12 protein-coding genes are annotated in these 16314 nt (G+C 45.1%); 2 read left to right on the top strand and 10 right to left on the bottom strand.

Annotated features, from left to right (window positions below; genetic code table 11):
- Positions 1-83 precede the first annotated feature (83 nt).
- The gene (locus L3V31_RS16210; protein WP_237317393.1) at positions 84-953 is read left to right on the top strand and encodes a LysR family transcriptional regulator; all 870 of its coding nucleotides are present in this window, start codon (positions 84-86) and stop codon (positions 951-953) included.
- Here the strand turns inward: L3V31_RS16210 and L3V31_RS16205 are convergent.
- The 6 genes from L3V31_RS16205 to secA form a co-directional block, all read right to left on the bottom strand.
- Positions 880-1659, bottom strand: a complete 780-nt coding sequence (locus L3V31_RS16205; protein ID WP_237317391.1) for a TSUP family transporter — start codon at positions 1657-1659, stop codon at positions 880-882. The genes L3V31_RS16210 and L3V31_RS16205 overlap by 74 nt on opposite strands.
- A 207-nt stretch (positions 1660-1866) precedes the next feature.
- Positions 1867-5100 carry a carbamoyl-phosphate synthase large subunit gene (gene carB, locus L3V31_RS16200; protein WP_237317389.1) on the bottom strand — a complete coding sequence of 1078 codons (3234 nt, stop codon included), beginning with the start codon at positions 5098-5100 and terminating at the stop codon, positions 1867-1869.
- Between the two features lie 16 nt (positions 5101-5116).
- Positions 5117-6256 (bottom strand): glutamine-hydrolyzing carbamoyl-phosphate synthase small subunit, encoded by a 1140-nt coding sequence (gene carA / locus L3V31_RS16195; RefSeq protein ID WP_237317387.1) that lies wholly within the window; start codon positions 6254-6256, stop codon positions 5117-5119.
- Between the two features lie 482 nt (positions 6257-6738).
- On the bottom strand, positions 6739-7548 hold the full coding sequence (dapB, locus tag L3V31_RS16190) for a 4-hydroxy-tetrahydrodipicolinate reductase (RefSeq protein WP_237317385.1): 810 nt from the start codon (positions 7546-7548) through the stop codon (positions 6739-6741).
- 114 nt (positions 7549-7662) lie between these two features.
- The gene (gene mutT, locus L3V31_RS16185; protein ID WP_237317383.1) at positions 7663-8064 is read right to left on the bottom strand and encodes an 8-oxo-dGTP diphosphatase MutT; all 402 of its coding nucleotides are present in this window, start codon (positions 8062-8064) and stop codon (positions 7663-7665) included.
- A gap of 125 nt (positions 8065-8189) precedes the next feature.
- Positions 8190-10916 (bottom strand): preprotein translocase subunit SecA, encoded by a 2727-nt coding sequence (gene secA / locus L3V31_RS16180; RefSeq protein WP_237317381.1) that lies wholly within the window; start codon positions 10914-10916, stop codon positions 8190-8192.
- A 399-nt stretch (positions 10917-11315) separates the two neighbouring features.
- Here secA and L3V31_RS16175 point away from each other — a divergent pair, with 399 nt between their 5' ends.
- On the top strand, positions 11316-11771 hold the full coding sequence (locus L3V31_RS16175) for a DciA family protein (protein ID WP_237317379.1): 456 nt from the start codon (positions 11316-11318) through the stop codon (positions 11769-11771).
- Between the two features lie 69 nt (positions 11772-11840).
- On the opposite strand, the gene lpxC is transcribed toward L3V31_RS16175, so the two are convergent.
- From lpxC to L3V31_RS16155, 4 genes are all read right to left on the bottom strand, one after another.
- Positions 11841-12758, bottom strand: a complete 918-nt coding sequence (gene lpxC, locus L3V31_RS16170; RefSeq protein WP_237317377.1) for a UDP-3-O-acyl-N-acetylglucosamine deacetylase — start codon at positions 12756-12758, stop codon at positions 11841-11843.
- A gap of 101 nt (positions 12759-12859) precedes the next feature.
- Positions 12860-14095 (bottom strand): cell division protein FtsZ, encoded by a 1236-nt coding sequence (gene ftsZ, locus L3V31_RS16165; RefSeq protein ID WP_237317375.1) that lies wholly within the window; start codon positions 14093-14095, stop codon positions 12860-12862.
- Between the two features lie 30 nt (positions 14096-14125).
- Positions 14126-15388 carry a cell division protein FtsA gene (ftsA, locus tag L3V31_RS16160; protein WP_014230805.1) on the bottom strand — a complete coding sequence of 421 codons (1263 nt, stop codon included), beginning with the start codon at positions 15386-15388 and terminating at the stop codon, positions 14126-14128.
- Positions 15381-16163 (bottom strand): cell division protein FtsQ/DivIB, encoded by a 783-nt coding sequence (locus L3V31_RS16155; RefSeq protein ID WP_237317527.1) that lies wholly within the window; start codon positions 16161-16163, stop codon positions 15381-15383. The genes ftsA and L3V31_RS16155 overlap by 8 nt, the downstream gene beginning before the upstream one ends.
- Between the last annotated feature and the right edge of the window lie 151 nt (positions 16164-16314).

Below are 16314 nucleotides of genomic sequence, written 5' to 3'. Positions count from 1 at the left end.
CTTTTTATTTGTACTGTTATGCTCGCTTACTATTCTACATTTGGTTAAATTAGACCTACTATTCCCTATTTTCATCGATTGGTATGTTACTAGAAGGCATTGAGACATTACTTGTTCTGAGCAGAGAGAAGACAATGAGCCGAACTGGCAGTCAGTTGTACATTAGCCAGTCTGCCGTGAGCAAACGCATTGCCAACTTGGAAAAGAAAATCGGGAAAAAGCTTATTGAGCCAAGCGGTAGGCATATCAAACTCACATCAGACGCACTTGCACTCATTGCTACGATTGAACCAACCTTCAATGAGTTAATCGGTCAAATTCACGATCAACAAGTGATCGAAGATACGTCGTTAATTAAACTGGATTGCTCTGAAACGTTAGTCGCTGGCTATCTGAGTTTGATCATGGAAGAGCGATTTTCAGACGATCCTTATCTTCGCATTTCCACCAACCACACCCCAAGAATCATAGAAAATGTAAAGTCAGGCAAAGCAACGCTTGGGTTCTGTGCTGGCTATTTACCCCCTCATCACGGTTTGATGAGCTTTCACCTCGCCGATGAACCCTTCTCTATCATTAGCAAGCATCCACTGACTACTTTACCTACAGCAGTGGTGACCAATGATTTAAGTAATCCTGCCAATACGTATCAGCAAGCGATTCTGTCTAAGCACAATATTGAGCCAATCATGGAAATGGACTCCTATACCGCAGCAGCACAATTGGCATTAGCTGGTATGGCACCCGCTTTGATTCCAAAATCTATCATCAATACACTCAAAATCGACGAAAAATACCGCTTTGAGTTCGACCAGTTAGCACACCTTATCCGCCCTATTCACGTTTGCCTTCGCCATAACACCTATCGTAATCAACGGGTTAAAACACTGATAGAATCCATTGCTGATGTTGTTGCCAAAGAAGTTTTAGTGCCATCAACATCGACATGGTGATCACTAGAGGGCGAATCCATTTCTGTCCCTTCGTCACCACCACTTTTGCCCCAAGTTGAGCACCAATAAAACCACCAACAGCCATGGTCAACCCTATCTCCCATACAGGCAGACCAGCTAATACAAAAAACAACAGTGCTGCAATATTAGATGTGAAGTTAAGGATCTTGGTCCGTGCGGTTGCATAAACTAAAGAGAAGTGGCCGAGAACAACAAAACAAACCGTAAAGATCGATCCGGTTCCGGGGCCAAAAAAGCCATCGTAAAAGCCTACGCCACCACCAATAAACAACGCGAACATTGCCTCTGATAGTTTTGGATCACCACCTGTATTTTTCGTTGTTGGTGCCAGCAAAAAATAGAGTGAAATCGCAATGAGAAAAACGGGAATCAAGCTGGTAAGCACACCCGCGTCGACAAACTGCACCGCCTCAGCGCCGATTGCGGAACCAACGAAAGTACACAAGATAGCAATGCGCATCTCTTTTAAGCTGACGATGCCATTTCGCACAAAATACCAACTCGCGGAAAAACTGCCGAATGAGCTTTGCAGCTTATTGGTTGCCAACGCTTGAGTCGGGCTGAGCCCAGCTGCCAGTAACGCAGGAAGCGTCAACAGACCTCCTCCACCAGCCATAGCATCAATAAAGCCAGCTGCTGATGCTACAAAAAACAGTGCGACTAAAACCTCAAACGTGATTTCCACTAATGCTTCCTTGTCAATGAGATACCAAAAGGAAGGCAACGGTAGCATTAATCAAACGAAGAGCAAAAGGAAAGGCAAGACACCAACCTATTCCAGATTTTCATCAGCTGTAATCGGGAACGTCTAAAACAAAAAAGCCCGCTCAAATGAGCGGGCAATGAGGTTGTCATATAAGCCCTGATTAACGAGCTTACTGATTTTTATCTATTACGCTTCTAGACTTGCTTTCACTTTAGCGTGTAGCTCTTGAACAGAAGTCACAGATGCTTTCGCATCAGCTGTGTGAGACATACACGTTGCAAACGCTGCGTTCAGGGTCGTTGTGTAGTTCACTTTCTCTGCTAGTGCACCGCGGCGTAGAACTTTCGAATCTTCAATCGCTTGACGACCAGCAGCCGTGTTTACGATGTAGGTGTATTCGTTGTTCTTGATACGGTCAAGAATGTGTGGACGACCTTCGTGTACTTTGTTTACCAGACGTGGGTTGATACCCGCTTCGCCTAGAATCACAGCAGTACCGTGTGTCGCATCCAACTGGTAGCCTAGTTTCACTAGCTTAGAAGCCAAGTCAACAACACGCTCTTTATCGCCTTCACGTACTGACAGTAGCGCACGGCCACCTTCAGGGTAAACGGCACCACAACCTAGTTCTGCTTTTGCATAAGCTTCTGCGAACGTTGTACCAACACCCATTACTTCACCTGTTGAGCGCATTTCTGGGCCCAATAGTGGGTCAACACCAGGGAATTTGTTGAACGGTAGAACCACTTCTTTCACAGAGTAGTAAGGAGGAATAATCTCTTTAGTAAAGCCTTGTGACTCTAGAGATTGACCCGCCATTACACGTGCAGCGATTTTCGCTAGTGGTGCACCCGTCGCTTTCGAAACGAATGGTACGGTACGCGCAGCACGAGGGTTAACTTCGATTAGGTAAACGTCGTTGTCTTTCACCGCAAACTGCGTGTTCATCAGACCACGTACGCCTAGTTCAAAGGCTAACTTCTCAACTTGCTCACGCATCTTGTCTTGGATTTCCTGACTTAGCGTGTAAGCAGGAAGTGAACATGCTGAGTCACCTGAGTGAACACCCGCTTGCTCAATGTGCTCCATGATACCGCCGATAACAACGCGCTCACCATCACAGATTGCGTCGATGTCAACTTCAGTAGCATCATCTAGGAAACGGTCTAGCAGTACTGGAGACTCGTTCGATACGCTTACTGCTTCGTTGAAGTAGCGACGTAGATCTTGCTCGTCGTATACGATTTCCATCGCACGGCCACCGAGTACGTAAGATGGACGAACAACCAATGGGAAGCCAATTTCTTTTGACTTCTCAACCGCTTGCTCCATCGCCGTTACAGTAGCGTTTTGTGGTTGTAGAAGACCTAAACGCTCAACAGCTGCTTGGAAGCGCTCACGGTCTTCTGCGCGGTCGATTGCGTCTGGGCTAGTACCAATGATTGGCACGCCAGCCGCTTCTAGTGCACGAGCCAGTTTCAGTGGCGTTTGACCACCGTATTGAACAATCACACCTTTTGGCTTTTCAACGCGAGCAATAGACAGTACATCTTCCAGAGTTACTGGTTCGAAGTACAAGCGGTCAGACGTATCGTAGTCAGTAGATACCGTTTCTGGGTTACAGTTAACCATAATGGTTTCGTAACCGTCTTCGCGCAGTGCTAGCGATGCGTGAACACAACAGTAATCGAATTCGATGCCTTGGCCGATACGGTTTGGACCGCCACCAAGAACCATGATCTTGTCTTTGTCTGTTGGGTTTGCTTCACACTCTTCATCGTAAGATGAGTACATGTAAGCCGTGTCAGAAGAAAATTCTGCTGCACAAGTATCCACACGCTTGTAAACCGGGTGAATGTCGAACTGTTCACGAGCGCGACGAATTTCACTTTCAGCAACACCAAGTAGTTTAGATAGGCGAGCATCAGAGAAGCCTTTACGCTTCAGTAGACGAAGAACGTCTTTGGTCAAGCCAGCGTAACCGCCTGCTTTCACTTCTTCTTCTAGTTTCACTAATTCTTCAATTTGAACCAGGAACCAGCGGTCAATGTTAGTCAGGTTGAATACGCCATCAACAGACATACCCGCACGGAATGCGTCTGCGATGTACCAAATACGCTCTGCGCCCGCTTCTTTTAGCTCGTGGCGAATCGTAGTTAGTGCGTCTGGTGCTTCTAGGTCAACCATTTCATCAAAGCCAGTTGCACCAACTTCTAGGCCACGCAGTGCTTTGTGAAGAGATTCTTGTTGGTTACGACCAATCGCCATCACCTCACCTACCGACTTCATCTGTGTTGTCAGACGGTCGTTTGCGCCCGCAAATTTCTCGAAGTTAAAGCGAGGAATCTTAGTCACAACGTAGTCGATAGTTGGTTCGAATGATGCTGGCGTTGCGCCACCTGTGATGTCGTTTTGTAGCTCATCCAGAGTAAAGCCAACAGCAAGTTTCGCTGCAATCTTCGCGATTGGGAAACCAGTCGCTTTTGACGCTAGAGCAGATGAACGAGATACACGTGGGTTCATCTCGATGATAACCATACGGCCATCTTTCGGGTTGATACCAAACTGTACGTTTGAACCACCAGTCTCAACACCAATTTCACGCAGAACCGCTAGCGATGCATTACGCATTAGCTGGTATTCTTTGTCAGTCAGAGTTTGCGCTGGTGCAACTGTGATTGAGTCACCCGTGTGGATGCCCATAGGGTCGAAGTTCTCGATTGAACATACGATGATACAGTTGTCCGCTTTATCACGAACCACTTCCATTTCGTATTCTTTCCAACCGATTAGCGATTCATCGATAAGCAGTTCATTGGTTGGAGAAAGATCCAGACCACGACGACAAATTTCTTCGAACTCTTCTTTGTTGTAAGCGATACCACCACCAGTACCACCCATCGTAAATGATGGACGGATGATACAAGGGAAGCCAACCATGTCTAAAACTTTGTAAGCTTCTTCCATGCTCTTCGCGGTATCTGCGCGAGGACACTCAAGGCCGATAGACTTCATTGCTTTATCAAAGCGAGAACGGTCTTCTGCTTTATCAATCGCGTCAGCCGTTGCACCAATCATTTCTACGCCGAACTCTTCAAGAACACCGTGCTTCTCTAGCTCTAGCGCACAGTTAAGCGCAGTCTGACCACCCATGGTTGGCAGTACCGCGTCTGGGCGTTCTTTCTCGATGATCTTGCGTACTACTTCCCATTGGATTGGCTCGATGTAAGTCGCATCAGCCATCTCTGGATCTGTCATGATCGTTGCAGGGTTCGAGTTAACAAGGATAACTCGGTAACCTTCTTCACGAAGTGCTTTACACGCTTGTGCGCCAGAGTAGTCAAACTCACATGCCTGACCGATAACAATCGGACCAGCACCAAGAATTAGAATACTTTGAATGTCAGTACGTTTTGGCATTATCTACTACTCCGAATTAAGCGCTGTGTGTTTTGATTAGTTCGATAAAGTGGTCAAAAAGCGGTGCTGCGTCATGTGGACCTGGGCTCGCTTCTGGGTGACCTTGGAAGCTAAATGCTGGCTTATCTGTACGGTGGATACCCTGCAGAGAGCCGTCAAATAGAGATACGTGAGTTGCACGTAGGTTTTCCGGTAGCGTTGCTTCATCCGCTGCAAAACCGTGGTTTTGAGAGGTAATCATTACAACGTTACGATCTAAATCTTTAACTGGGTGGTTCGCACCGTGATGACCAAACTTCATTTTCACAGTTTGTGCACCCGACGCTAACGCCAGAATTTGGTGACCCAGACAGATACCAAAGATAGGTAGACCTTTTTCTAGGAACACTTTTGTTGCTTCAATCGCGTAAGTACATGGTTCTGGATCGCCAGGGCCGTTTGATAGGAAAACGCCATCTGGGTTAAGAGCCAGCACTTCTTCTGCTGAAGTTTCAGCAGGTACAACCGTTAAGCGGCATCCTCGGTCAACCAACATGCGTAGGATGTTTCGCTTCGCTCCGAAATCGTATGCAACGACGTGGTACGGTAACTCGCTGTCATCTTTCGCTTCTGGAAGTCCACCTTCAAGCGTCCACGAGCCTTGTTTCCATTGATACGCTTCTTTTGTTGTAACTTCTTTCGCAAGGTCCATTCCTTTTAAGCCAGGGAATTCTTTAGCTTTCGCTAATGCCAAAGCTTCATCTAAGTTGTCGCCAGCGACGATACAACCATTCTGCGCACCTTTCTCACGCAAGATACGAGTCAGCTTGCGCGTATCTATGTCGGCGATGCCAACAATGTTTTGTGATTTCAGGTAGTCAGAAAGAGATTGCTCATTACGGAAATTAGAAGCGATAAGTGGAAGATCGCGAATCACAAGGCCTTGTGCATGAATTGAAGAGGATTCTTCATCTTCGGAAGTGGTTCCGGTATTGCCAATGTGAGGATAAGTAAGAGTAACGATTTGCTGAGAATAGGAAGGATCAGTGAGGATTTCTTGATACCCCGTCATCGAGGTATTGAAAACGACTTCACCGACGGATACGCCATCTGCCCCAATGGACACTCCGCGGAACACTGTCCCATCTTCTAGGACTAACAGTGCTAAATTACCCAAGACAACCTCCAGAATAAAAATGCAAAAAAAATAAATCAAACTGCAATCAATGCCTTCCTTTACCTATAAAATAGACATAAATAGGTATTTCAGACAAATTGGCGGTATTCTAAAGACGGACTGGAAACCTGTCAATAAACAATTAAAAATAAATGATGGATTTCTAGCGAGTAAGGGCGTTTGGATAGAATAACCCCCAAAATAACAAGTTTTAGTTACCTTTAGCTGGGAAGGGGTGACTTTTTTGTGAATTTTACAAATTTGAACTTTCTACAGATCACAAAATTAGATAAGATTTTTACGCAAACGTTAACTAATCAAAAATAACTGTACTTTTTAAGCCATATAGACCGTATACATAACAAAAGCACTAAAAAGAGCACTTAACCACAATGGAAACTCTGGCAACATTTAATCATTTATTTTACATCTATACCTAGAGGTGTAAAAAAGCCGGCTTACGCCGGCGAATAATTATGTAATTAAAGTTCATTCAAACCCAGTACATCAGTCATCGTATAAAAGCCTGCCGGTTTAGCGCTTAGCCAAACCGCTGCCTTCACTGCGCCATTTGCAAAGGTCATGCGATCAGTTGCTTTGTGTGTGATTTCAACTCGCTCACCAATATCAGCAAACATCGCGGTGTGTTCACCAACAATATCACCAGCGCGAATGGTGGCAAAACCAATCTCGTCTTTGGTACGTTCACCAGTAATGCCTTCGCGAGCATAAACCGCTACATCATTAAGATTGTTGCCCATCGCACCAGCAATAGCTTCTCCCATACCAATTGCTGTACCTGATGGGGCATCCACTTTATGGCGATGGTGTGCTTCAACGATTTCGATATCACAGTAATCACCCATTACTTTGGCTGCTTTTTCCAGCAGCTTGAATACTAGGTTAACACCAACAGAGTAATTAGGAGCCATTACAACAGGAACTTGCTTCGCAGCTTCATCAATAAACGCACGTTCTTCTTCACTAAAACCGGTGGTGCCAATCACCATGCTCTTACCATGCTGTTTGCATAGCTCAAGGTTAGCCAAAGTGCTTACTGGTGCAGTAAAGTCGATAATGACATCAAAGTTATCCACGTCTTTAGCAAGATCATCCGTCAATACAACATCAAACTTACCTTCACCACAAAGCTCACCGATATCAACACCAACGAGTGATGATTCAGGACGCTCAGATCCAGCTGTTACTGATGCTTCTTGATGATGGTGTGAGGCTTTGACCAAGTTGCGCCCCATGCGGCCAGCAGCTCCTGCGATTGCAATACGAACCATTGCGTTTTATCTCCTTCTCTGGATCACGAGATCTATTCTCGTTTTCTCACATTTCGCTCAATCTTTTTAAACTAACAACATCCCTTGCGAACCACAAGATACTTAATGCCTAAACTATGAAGAAAACTCTTGTACGACGCGTTCAAGGATTGGCACATTTGCTTCCGGAAATGCATATTCAGGCAAGCTTTTGATATCAACCCAGCGTCCTTCCTGGCCTTCCTTACCATATGGTTTATGTTCGAAAGCAGTAACAGAGATAAAGTCGAACTTCAGGGATTTGTCTGGGTAGTCGTATTCAAGGTGTTCAAACAGAGACTGCTCCGTCACTTTTATCCCTACTTCTTCTTCTAACTCGCGAATCATGGCTTGTTCAACAGACTCCTCAGGCTCCACTTTGCCACCAGGAAATTCCCAAAATCCGCCTTTATGTTTATCGTCAGGACGTTTAGTAATGAAGATCTGCGATTTATCTTGGTTAAAAATGATCGCCGCAACGATGTGAATTCTTTTCATGGAGAATACTTCCTAACGCTGAAATGCTCCAAGCCTACATGAAGATAACAAGAGTTGGAGCAATAAAATTTACTTAAAAAAAGAGCCGCCTAAGCGACTCTCTATCAATAAGTGACCAAGCTCATTTAGTCAATTTTTCCGTGGCACTGTTTGTACTTTTTACCGCTGCCACATGGACAAGGCTCATTACGACCCACTTTGCGCTCATCACGAACAACCGGTTGGTGTGCGCCTTCCGACTCTTCACCATCAGCAAGCTGACTTTCTGCAGCCGCATGTTGAGCTTGTGCACGGCGCGCTGCTTCTTCTGCTTGTGCACGACGTTGCTCTTCCATACGCTCAACTTCTTCTTGCTGCTGAACACGTACACGAGACAGTACCGTGATAACATCAGATTTCAGCGCGTCTAACAAACCTTCGAACAGCTCAAACGACTCACGCTTGTACTCTTGTTTCGGGTTCTTCTGTGCGTAACCACGTAAGTGAATACCTTGACGCAAGTGATCCATTGCAGCCAAGTGTTCTTTCCAAAGCGTATCCAACGTCTGTAGCATGACAGATTTCTCGAAGTTACGTAGTACTTGCGCACCAACGACTTCTTCTTTCGCTTTGTAGACTTCAACAGCCAGTGTAATGATCTTTTCACGAAGAGCTTCTTCGTAAAGTTTGTCATCTTCTTCAAGCCATTGCTTAATTGGCGCATCCAGATCGAAGTCCGCTTTCAGGCGTTCCTGCAAACCTTCAACATCCCACATATCTTCCAGAGATTGTGGTGGAATGTACTCATCGATGATCGCCGTCATGACGTCTTCGCGGTTCTGCTCGATCATGTCGCTGATATCGTCAACACTCATCAACTCATCACGTAGCTCGTAAACGACTTTACGCTGATCGTTCGCAACGTCATCGTATTCAAGTAGCTGTTTACGAATGTCGAAGTTACGACCTTCCACTTTACGCTGCGCTTTTTCAATCGAACGAGACAGCATTTTAGATTCGATCGCTTCGCCTTCTTCCATACCACTTTGGATCAGACTTGCCATGCGGTCTGAAGTAAAGATGCGCAGTAACGAGTCTTCCATTGATAGGTAAAAACGTGAAGAACCTGCATCACCCTGACGACCAGAACGACCACGTAACTGGTTATCGATACGACGAGATTCGTGGCGCTCTGTACCGATAATGTGCAGGCCACCTGCTTGCAGTACTTTATCGTGAACAACGTTCCAATCCGCTTTAATCGCGTCAATTTGCTCTTGAGTCGGATTTTCCAACGTTTCAACTTTAGATTGCCAGCTACCACCAAGCACGATATCGGTACCACGACCCGCCATGTTTGTAGCGATAGTGACAGCGCCCGGCATACCCGCTTCAGCAACGATCTCTGCTTCTTTCTCGTGGAATTTAGCGTTCAGTACGTTGTGCTTAATTTTGGCTTTCTTAAGTGCATTAGACAGCAGCTCAGATTTCTCAATCGATACTGTACCAACGAGCGATGGCTGACCTTTTGCTACGCGCTCTTTGATATCCTCAATGATTGCGGCAAACTTTTCAGCTTCTGTACGGTACACCACATCCGGCATATCATCACGAATCATTGGTTTATTGGTTGGAATAACAACCGTTTCCAAACCATAGATAGACTGGAACTCAAACGCTTCAGTATCTGCTGTACCTGTCATACCTGACAGCTTCTCGTACAAACGGAAGTAGTTCTGGAATGTGATGGATGCCAGCGTCTGGTTTTCGTTCTGAATCTTAACGCCTTCTTTCGCTTCTACTGCTTGGTGAAGACCTTCAGACCAACGACGGCCAGGCATGGTACGACCCGTGTGCTCATCTACGATAACCACTTCACCGTCTTCAGTAACGATGTAATCAACATTACGTTCAAACAATACATGAGCTCGTAGCGCGGCGTTCACGTGGTGAAGTAGGCTGATATTGGTTGGAGAGTAAAGTGTGTCGCCCTCTCCCATCAAACCGTTCTTAACCAGAAGTTCTTCGACAAACTCTTGGCCCGTTTCAGTCAGGTAAACTTGTTTCGATTTTTCATCTAACGTGTAGTGACCATCACCACGGTATTCTTCTGAATCTTCTTGATCTTGTTTCTCAAGATGCGGAATCAGCAAGTTAATTCGAGTATATAGCTCAGAGCTGTCTTCAGCAGGACCAGAAATGATAAGAGGAGTACGAGCTTCATCGATAAGAATTGAGTCAACCTCATCGACTACAGCAAAGAAGCGCTCGCGCTGTACGCGATCTTCATTGCGGAAAGCCATGTTGTCACGAAGGTAATCAAAACCAAACTCGTTGTTTGTTCCGTAAAGGATATCCGCTTGATACGCTTCTTTTTTCTCTTGAGGTGGCATGTTTGGCACGTTGATGCCAACGCTCATACCTAAGAATTCAAATAATGGACGGTTTGTCTCTGCGTCACGTTTAGCCAAGTAATCATTCACGGTTACAACATGAACGCCTTTACCCGCTAATGCGTTCAGGTAAGCTGGAAGAGTTGCAGTTAAAGTTTTACCTTCACCTGTACGCATTTCCGCAATTTGACCTGCATTCAGGACCATACCACCAATAAGCTGTACATCGAAGTGACGCATGCCGTAAACACGTTTAGACGCTTCACGAACCGTAGCAAAAGCTTCTGGAAGGAGTTGATCAAGAGTTTCACCTTTGTCCAGACGCTCGCGGAATTCAACAGTCTTTGCTTTTAGTTCTTCATCAGATAGAGCTTCAAATGTCGGCTCATAGTTATTAATTTCTTTTACAATTTTTCTAAGGCGGCGCAGTGTTCGATCGTTGCGACTGCCAATAACTTTTGTCAGTAGCTTAGTTATCATTTTTCGTGAATCTCTCTTTCATCAGACCGTTCCCGATCTACTCGTAATGCCTTCAGTCTCTGCCAGTTTGGTACTAAGAATACTGATATAAATCATTTAACAAATGATATTGAGTCCAAACATCCATATTTCAAGGCTAAATTTAGAAACATTGGGGCCTAGTGTAAGGATTTTTAATCGATACAACCATAAATAGACCTATTTGTTTGAAGCACTCTGTAAATTTTATTGAAAGTGGTGACAGATTAGCCAAGTTTTCAACTGTAACTCTCCAATCTATCAATTTTGCTTTCATTATCCGGCTTCCAAACCAATTGGAATAAAGACGCCAATGTAAACTATACCTAGATAGAAAGCTGCTCTAGAATAGCGATATATCCACAAAATTAGATTTTACCTATGCGTGATCATCGACCAACCTCGACAGAGGATGTTATTGCTGAATCTCAGTTTAAGAAGATTCAAGAGCATGCTGGAGAAATCTTGCAGCTCAACAAAGCCTTACAGGATATTTTGCCTAAAGGCACGGCTGATCATTGCCGGGTAGCCAATGTTCGTAACGGTCACCTGTTGATCGATGTGTCCAGCGCAGCCATCAAAATGAAAATTGACTACGATCGACTAATGATCCTCAATAGACTCCGTACCCAAGGTTATGCAAAGCTAATGAGTGTTGAGGTGAGGATTAACCCGTCTTTATACAGAAACCGTTCCGAGCAAGAGGATAGGCCCAAGCGACCACCGTTAACGGAATCAGCGGCCAAATCTTTAATGGTCATTGCCGATATGGCACCGCCTAAAATTCAGGAACGTCTGAAAAGACTGGCTGACATGGCAGAAAAATCGCAAAAATAGCCGCCTGAAACAAATTTTGGATAGAAAAAAACCAGGTCGCGACCTGGTTTTTTTAAATTCAGTTTAAGCTTATGCTAGTACCATATTTGGCTCAGCAAATGCGACTGGAGAGCCAGCTTCTTCTTCGAATGTTGTCCATTCCCATGCTTCCTGATCAGCCAGAACAGCACGTAGAAGTTGGTTGTTTAGACCGTGGCCTGATTTGAATGCACGGAACTCACCAATAATCGGGTGTCCACACATATAAAGGTCACCAATTGCATCCAACACTTTATGAGTAACGAACTCATTGTCAAAACGCAATCCTTCCTCATTAAGAATTCGGTAATCATCCAGTACGATAGCGTTATCAAAGCTCCCCCCCAAAACTAGGTTCTGAGACTGTAGATATTCGATATCACGCATAAAACCAAACGTACGTGCACGAGAAATCTCGCGAACAAACCCTTTAGATGAGAAGTCAAACAGTAGACGCTGCTCGTCAGATTCAATTGCAGGGTGGTTAAAGTCAATCTCAAAGTCCATACGGAAACCGTTAAACGGAACAAACTCTGCCCATTTATCGCCATCTTCGAAACGAACTGGTTTTTTAATGCGGATAAAACGCTTAGGAGCATTTTGCATTTCGATACCGGCTTGCTGAAGCAAGTATACAAATGGGCTTGCGCTACCATCCATAATTGGAATTTCAGGAGCGTCTACTTCAACAACAATGTTGTCGATACCCATACCAGCGAGCGCAGCATTCAAGTGCTCAACTGTTGAAATACGCACGCCTTCGTCGTTAACTAATGCAGTACAAAGCATAGTGTCACGAACAGACGCAGGATCAGCTGGGAAATCTACAGGTGGATTTACATCTGTACGACGGTAAATGATACCTGTATTTGCAGCAGCCGGGCGCAGAGTAAGCGTGACTTTACGACCAGAGTGGAGACCCACACCAGTTGTTTTCACTATTTCTTTCAGAGTACGTTGTCTGATCATCTGCTTGCCTCTTTAAAATGTGCTACATAACACGGTCGTCTGTAACGTCGACCGTGAATGCTACCATAATTTTGAGCTCTGTCAAATTTATGGGTTAAAGATTAATCAGCCTGACGACGCAAGAATGCCGGAATATCCAAATAGCCGCTCTCTTTCTCTTGCTTTGGTGCCGCAGAGCTTTGGCTCGACGTTGCAGGAGCAGAAGACGCTGTATTTGTCGGCTGAGGAGTAACCTGTGGCTTCTCTTGCGCTTGAGGCTGCAAGGTTTGTGCCGGTTTTTCTTCAGCTTGAGTTGCCATTGCTTGTTGTTGTGGTTGAGCTTGTGCAGTTGATGCTACGTTCGCTTTACCGCCAGCAACAAGGGTGATATCTGGTTTTTTCTCGTTACCAATACCCGTAGCTACAACCGTTACACGGATTTCATCCGTCATATCTGGGTCTAGAGAAGTACCGATAACCACAGTTGCATTGTCAGAAGCAAATGCTTTAACCGTATTACCCACTGTCTCAAACTCATCAAGACGCATATCCAAGCCAGCAGTAATGTTAACAAGAACACCACGTGCACCAGCCAGATCGATGTCTTCCAGAAGTGGACTAGAAATTGCCATCTCAGCCGCTTCTTCAGCGCGGTCTTCGCCTTTCGCGATACCACTACCCATCATTGCGTGACCCATTTCAGACATAACAGTACGTACGTCGGCAAAGTCGACGTTGATCATACCAGGGCGAGTAATCAGTTCCGCAATACCTTGTACTGCGTTTTTAAGAACGTCATTCGCACTTGCAAACGCTTCTAGCAACGTCACGCCACGACCAAGAACTTTAAGTAGCTTTTCGTTTGGAATCGTAATCAATGAGTCAACGTGTTTAGAAAGCTCATCGATACCTTGTTCTGCAAACGCTAAACGCTTCTTACCTTCAAAGCTGAATGGTTTCGTTACCACGGCAACAGTAAGAATGCCTAGCTCTTTCGCTACTTCAGCGATCACAGGAGCTGCACCAGTACCTGTACCACCACCCATACCAGCCGCGATAAACACCATATCGGCACCAGTTAGGGAATCTTTAATTCTGTCTCTATCTTCGAGAGCTGCCTCACGGCCGACCTGTGGATTCGCACCTGCACCCAGACCTTTGGTGATATCACCACCAATCTGAATAACATTGCCAACGCTTGTCTTACGAAGTGCTTGCGCATCAGTGTTAACGCTGATGAATTCCACACCTTCGATGGATTCACGCACCATGTGTTCAACAGCGTTACCACCGCCGCCACCAACTCCAACGACCTTGATTACTGCATCGTCAGACATTTCCATCATCGGTTCAAACATGTGTTGTCTCCGTTTATCCTGCAACTCAGGTTAAAACTCTTTTTGTATCCAGTTACGCAATTTACCGAAAAAGCCAGTAACAGATGAGCGTTTAGGTTCATTATAATCGCTATCGTCGCTGGACTGCATGTCTCTTGCGTAATGAAGTAATCCAACTGCCGTAGAATGGTACGGCTCTTTTACATAGTCAGTTAAGCCGCTGACTTCAAGCGGTTTGCCGACCCTTACTTGATTGCGGAATACGCGTTCCGCACATTCGACCACCCCGTCCATTTGCGCAGCGCCGCCAGTCAGTACTACACCGGCTGCCAGATGGTGCTTAATGCCCTCTGCGCGTAATTTTGCCTGAACGGTATCGATCGTTTGGTTAACCAGTCCCATAAGCTCAGAGTAGCGTGGCTCTATCACTTCTGACAATGTTTGACGTTGCAGACTACGTGAAGGTCGGCCACCTACGCTTGGAACGTTAACCGTGTCATCCTTACTGACCAGTTCACTTAAAGCACAGCCATATTTTACTTTTATTTCTTCAGCATCGCTTACTGGCGTACCAAAAGCAAAAGCAATATCGCTTGTTACCGCATTTCCCGCGTACGAAAATACTTCTGTGTGACGTAGCGCACCACCCGTCCAGATTGCAACATCCATCGTGCCGGCGCCAATATCGACCACACAAACTCCAAGCTCTCTTTCATCCTCGGTAATTACTGCATTACTTGCAGCAAGCCCAGAAAATACAAGTTGCTCTACCTTAAGGCCGCAACGTTCTACCGCCTTAATGATATTGCGCGCCATGTCATTATGGCATGTGATAAGATGGACACTCACTTCCATTCTTACCCCAGAGAGACCAAGCGGGTTTTTAATACCTTCCTGGTAATCGATGGTAAACTCTTGTGGAATCACATGAAGGATTCGTTGTTCATCACCGATTTTAATTGATTTTGCAGTATGGATAGCTCTGTCCATATCCTCTTGAGAAACTTCCTCATCAGATATCGTACCCATACCTTTTTCGATTCGGCTTGCGATATGCTTACCAGACAACGAAATGAATACTCGGCTGATTTGGCACTCGGCCATTAACTCAGCTTGATCAATTGCGCGTTGTACTGATTTTACAACCGACTCCAAGTCATTCACGCCACCTTTGTCCATGCCGCGCGAAGGGCTACTACCCGCACCAATTATATTAATTTGGCCATCTGGTAAAATTTCGCCCACTAGAGCTGATACGGTTGCAGTGCCTATATCAAGACCAACAATAATGTTGTCGTCTGCGGCCTTAGTCATCTGTACTCTCTTCTAACTCTTCTTCAGGAAACCAACCGACTGCAGCTCCTGTATCGTACCTGAGATCGATATAACTGATTCTTTGCGTGTCACTACCAAGCTTGTTATAGAGTGAGAAAAAACGCTCTATACGCTCAAGAAGGGACTCTTTACCGAGCTCTAATCGAATACCGTTTTCAAGGATGATTTGCCAAGCTCGTCGCTCATTTAACACCAGAGACGATATCGCTAAACCTAATTGCTGAAACTTAGGACTCAATTCACGGTAGGTTTGTAAAACCTCCGATCCGCTATCTTTAGGTCCATACAGCTTAACTTTATCTTCCTTTACCAGACCAACATCCCCATCGAATACCAAGCCGTTTTTATCCAACAACTCGTTGCCATTCCAGATGGCTTCAGGATGATGTTCTGTCAAAAAAACTTTTACTGTATCTGGCCATTGCTTTCGAATCGCTGCATGAGCAACCCATGGCAAGGCTTCAACACTTTGCTGTAATACATCGATGTCTTGCGACATAAACGTACCAATGTGGTCAATTCTGCTGAATGCAGTTTGAACATCATCAGCTTTGATATACTCCAACTCTCCTTGGAGCACTATTTTGGATAGAGGAAGTCTTTGGTCATCCCACATCCAACTGATCGCCGAGTACAAAACAGAACTAATTAAAGTCAAAACTACGACGAAAAATAGCGCACCTAAGATTTTATTTTTGCGACCACGATTATTATCCGTGTTTTGTCGCTCTTCATTTAGTGCAATATTCAACAACGTCTTCGTATCCTGACCTTTGTCGCCTACCCTGCTCATGTTAATAACACACTAACAAAAGCAATGACTTTAACCTTGAGATTATACTGAGCTCTAATAAACTATCAAACACTGATAACAATAAATCACAATGTTGTTGGCGCAAAATCGA

It is taken from the genome of Vibrio sp. J1-1 (assembly GCF_021728395.1).
Taxonomy (GTDB): Bacteria; Pseudomonadota; Gammaproteobacteria; order Enterobacterales; family Vibrionaceae; genus Vibrio.
This window is presented reverse-complemented; position numbering and strand designations above follow the sequence as displayed.

Coding starts and splice junctions, on each gene's coding strand:
- dapB (WP_237317385.1), bottom strand. CDS start 7,548: ATGGTTCGTATTGCAATCGCAGGAGCTGCTGGCCGCATGGGGCGCAAC.
- L3V31_RS16210 (WP_237317393.1), top strand. CDS start 84: ATGTTACTAGAAGGCATTGAGACATTACTTGTTCTGAGCAGAGAGAAG.
- mutT (WP_237317383.1), bottom strand. CDS start 8,064: ATGAAAAGAATTCACATCGTTGCGGCGATCATTTTTAACCAAGATAAA.
- carB (WP_237317389.1), bottom strand. CDS start 5,100: ATGCCAAAACGTACTGACATTCAAAGTATTCTAATTCTTGGTGCTGGT.
- lpxC (WP_237317377.1), bottom strand. CDS start 12,758: ATGATCAGACAACGTACTCTGAAAGAAATAGTGAAAACAACTGGTGTG.
- secA (WP_237317381.1), bottom strand. CDS start 10,916: ATGATAACTAAGCTACTGACAAAAGTTATTGGCAGTCGCAACGATCGA.
- L3V31_RS16175 (WP_237317379.1), top strand. CDS start 11,316: ATGCGTGATCATCGACCAACCTCGACAGAGGATGTTATTGCTGAATCT.
- ftsZ (WP_237317375.1), bottom strand. CDS start 14,095: ATGTTTGAACCGATGATGGAAATGTCTGACGATGCAGTAATCAAGGTC.
- ftsA (WP_014230805.1), bottom strand. CDS start 15,388: ATGACTAAGGCCGCAGACGACAACATTATTGTTGGTCTTGATATAGGC.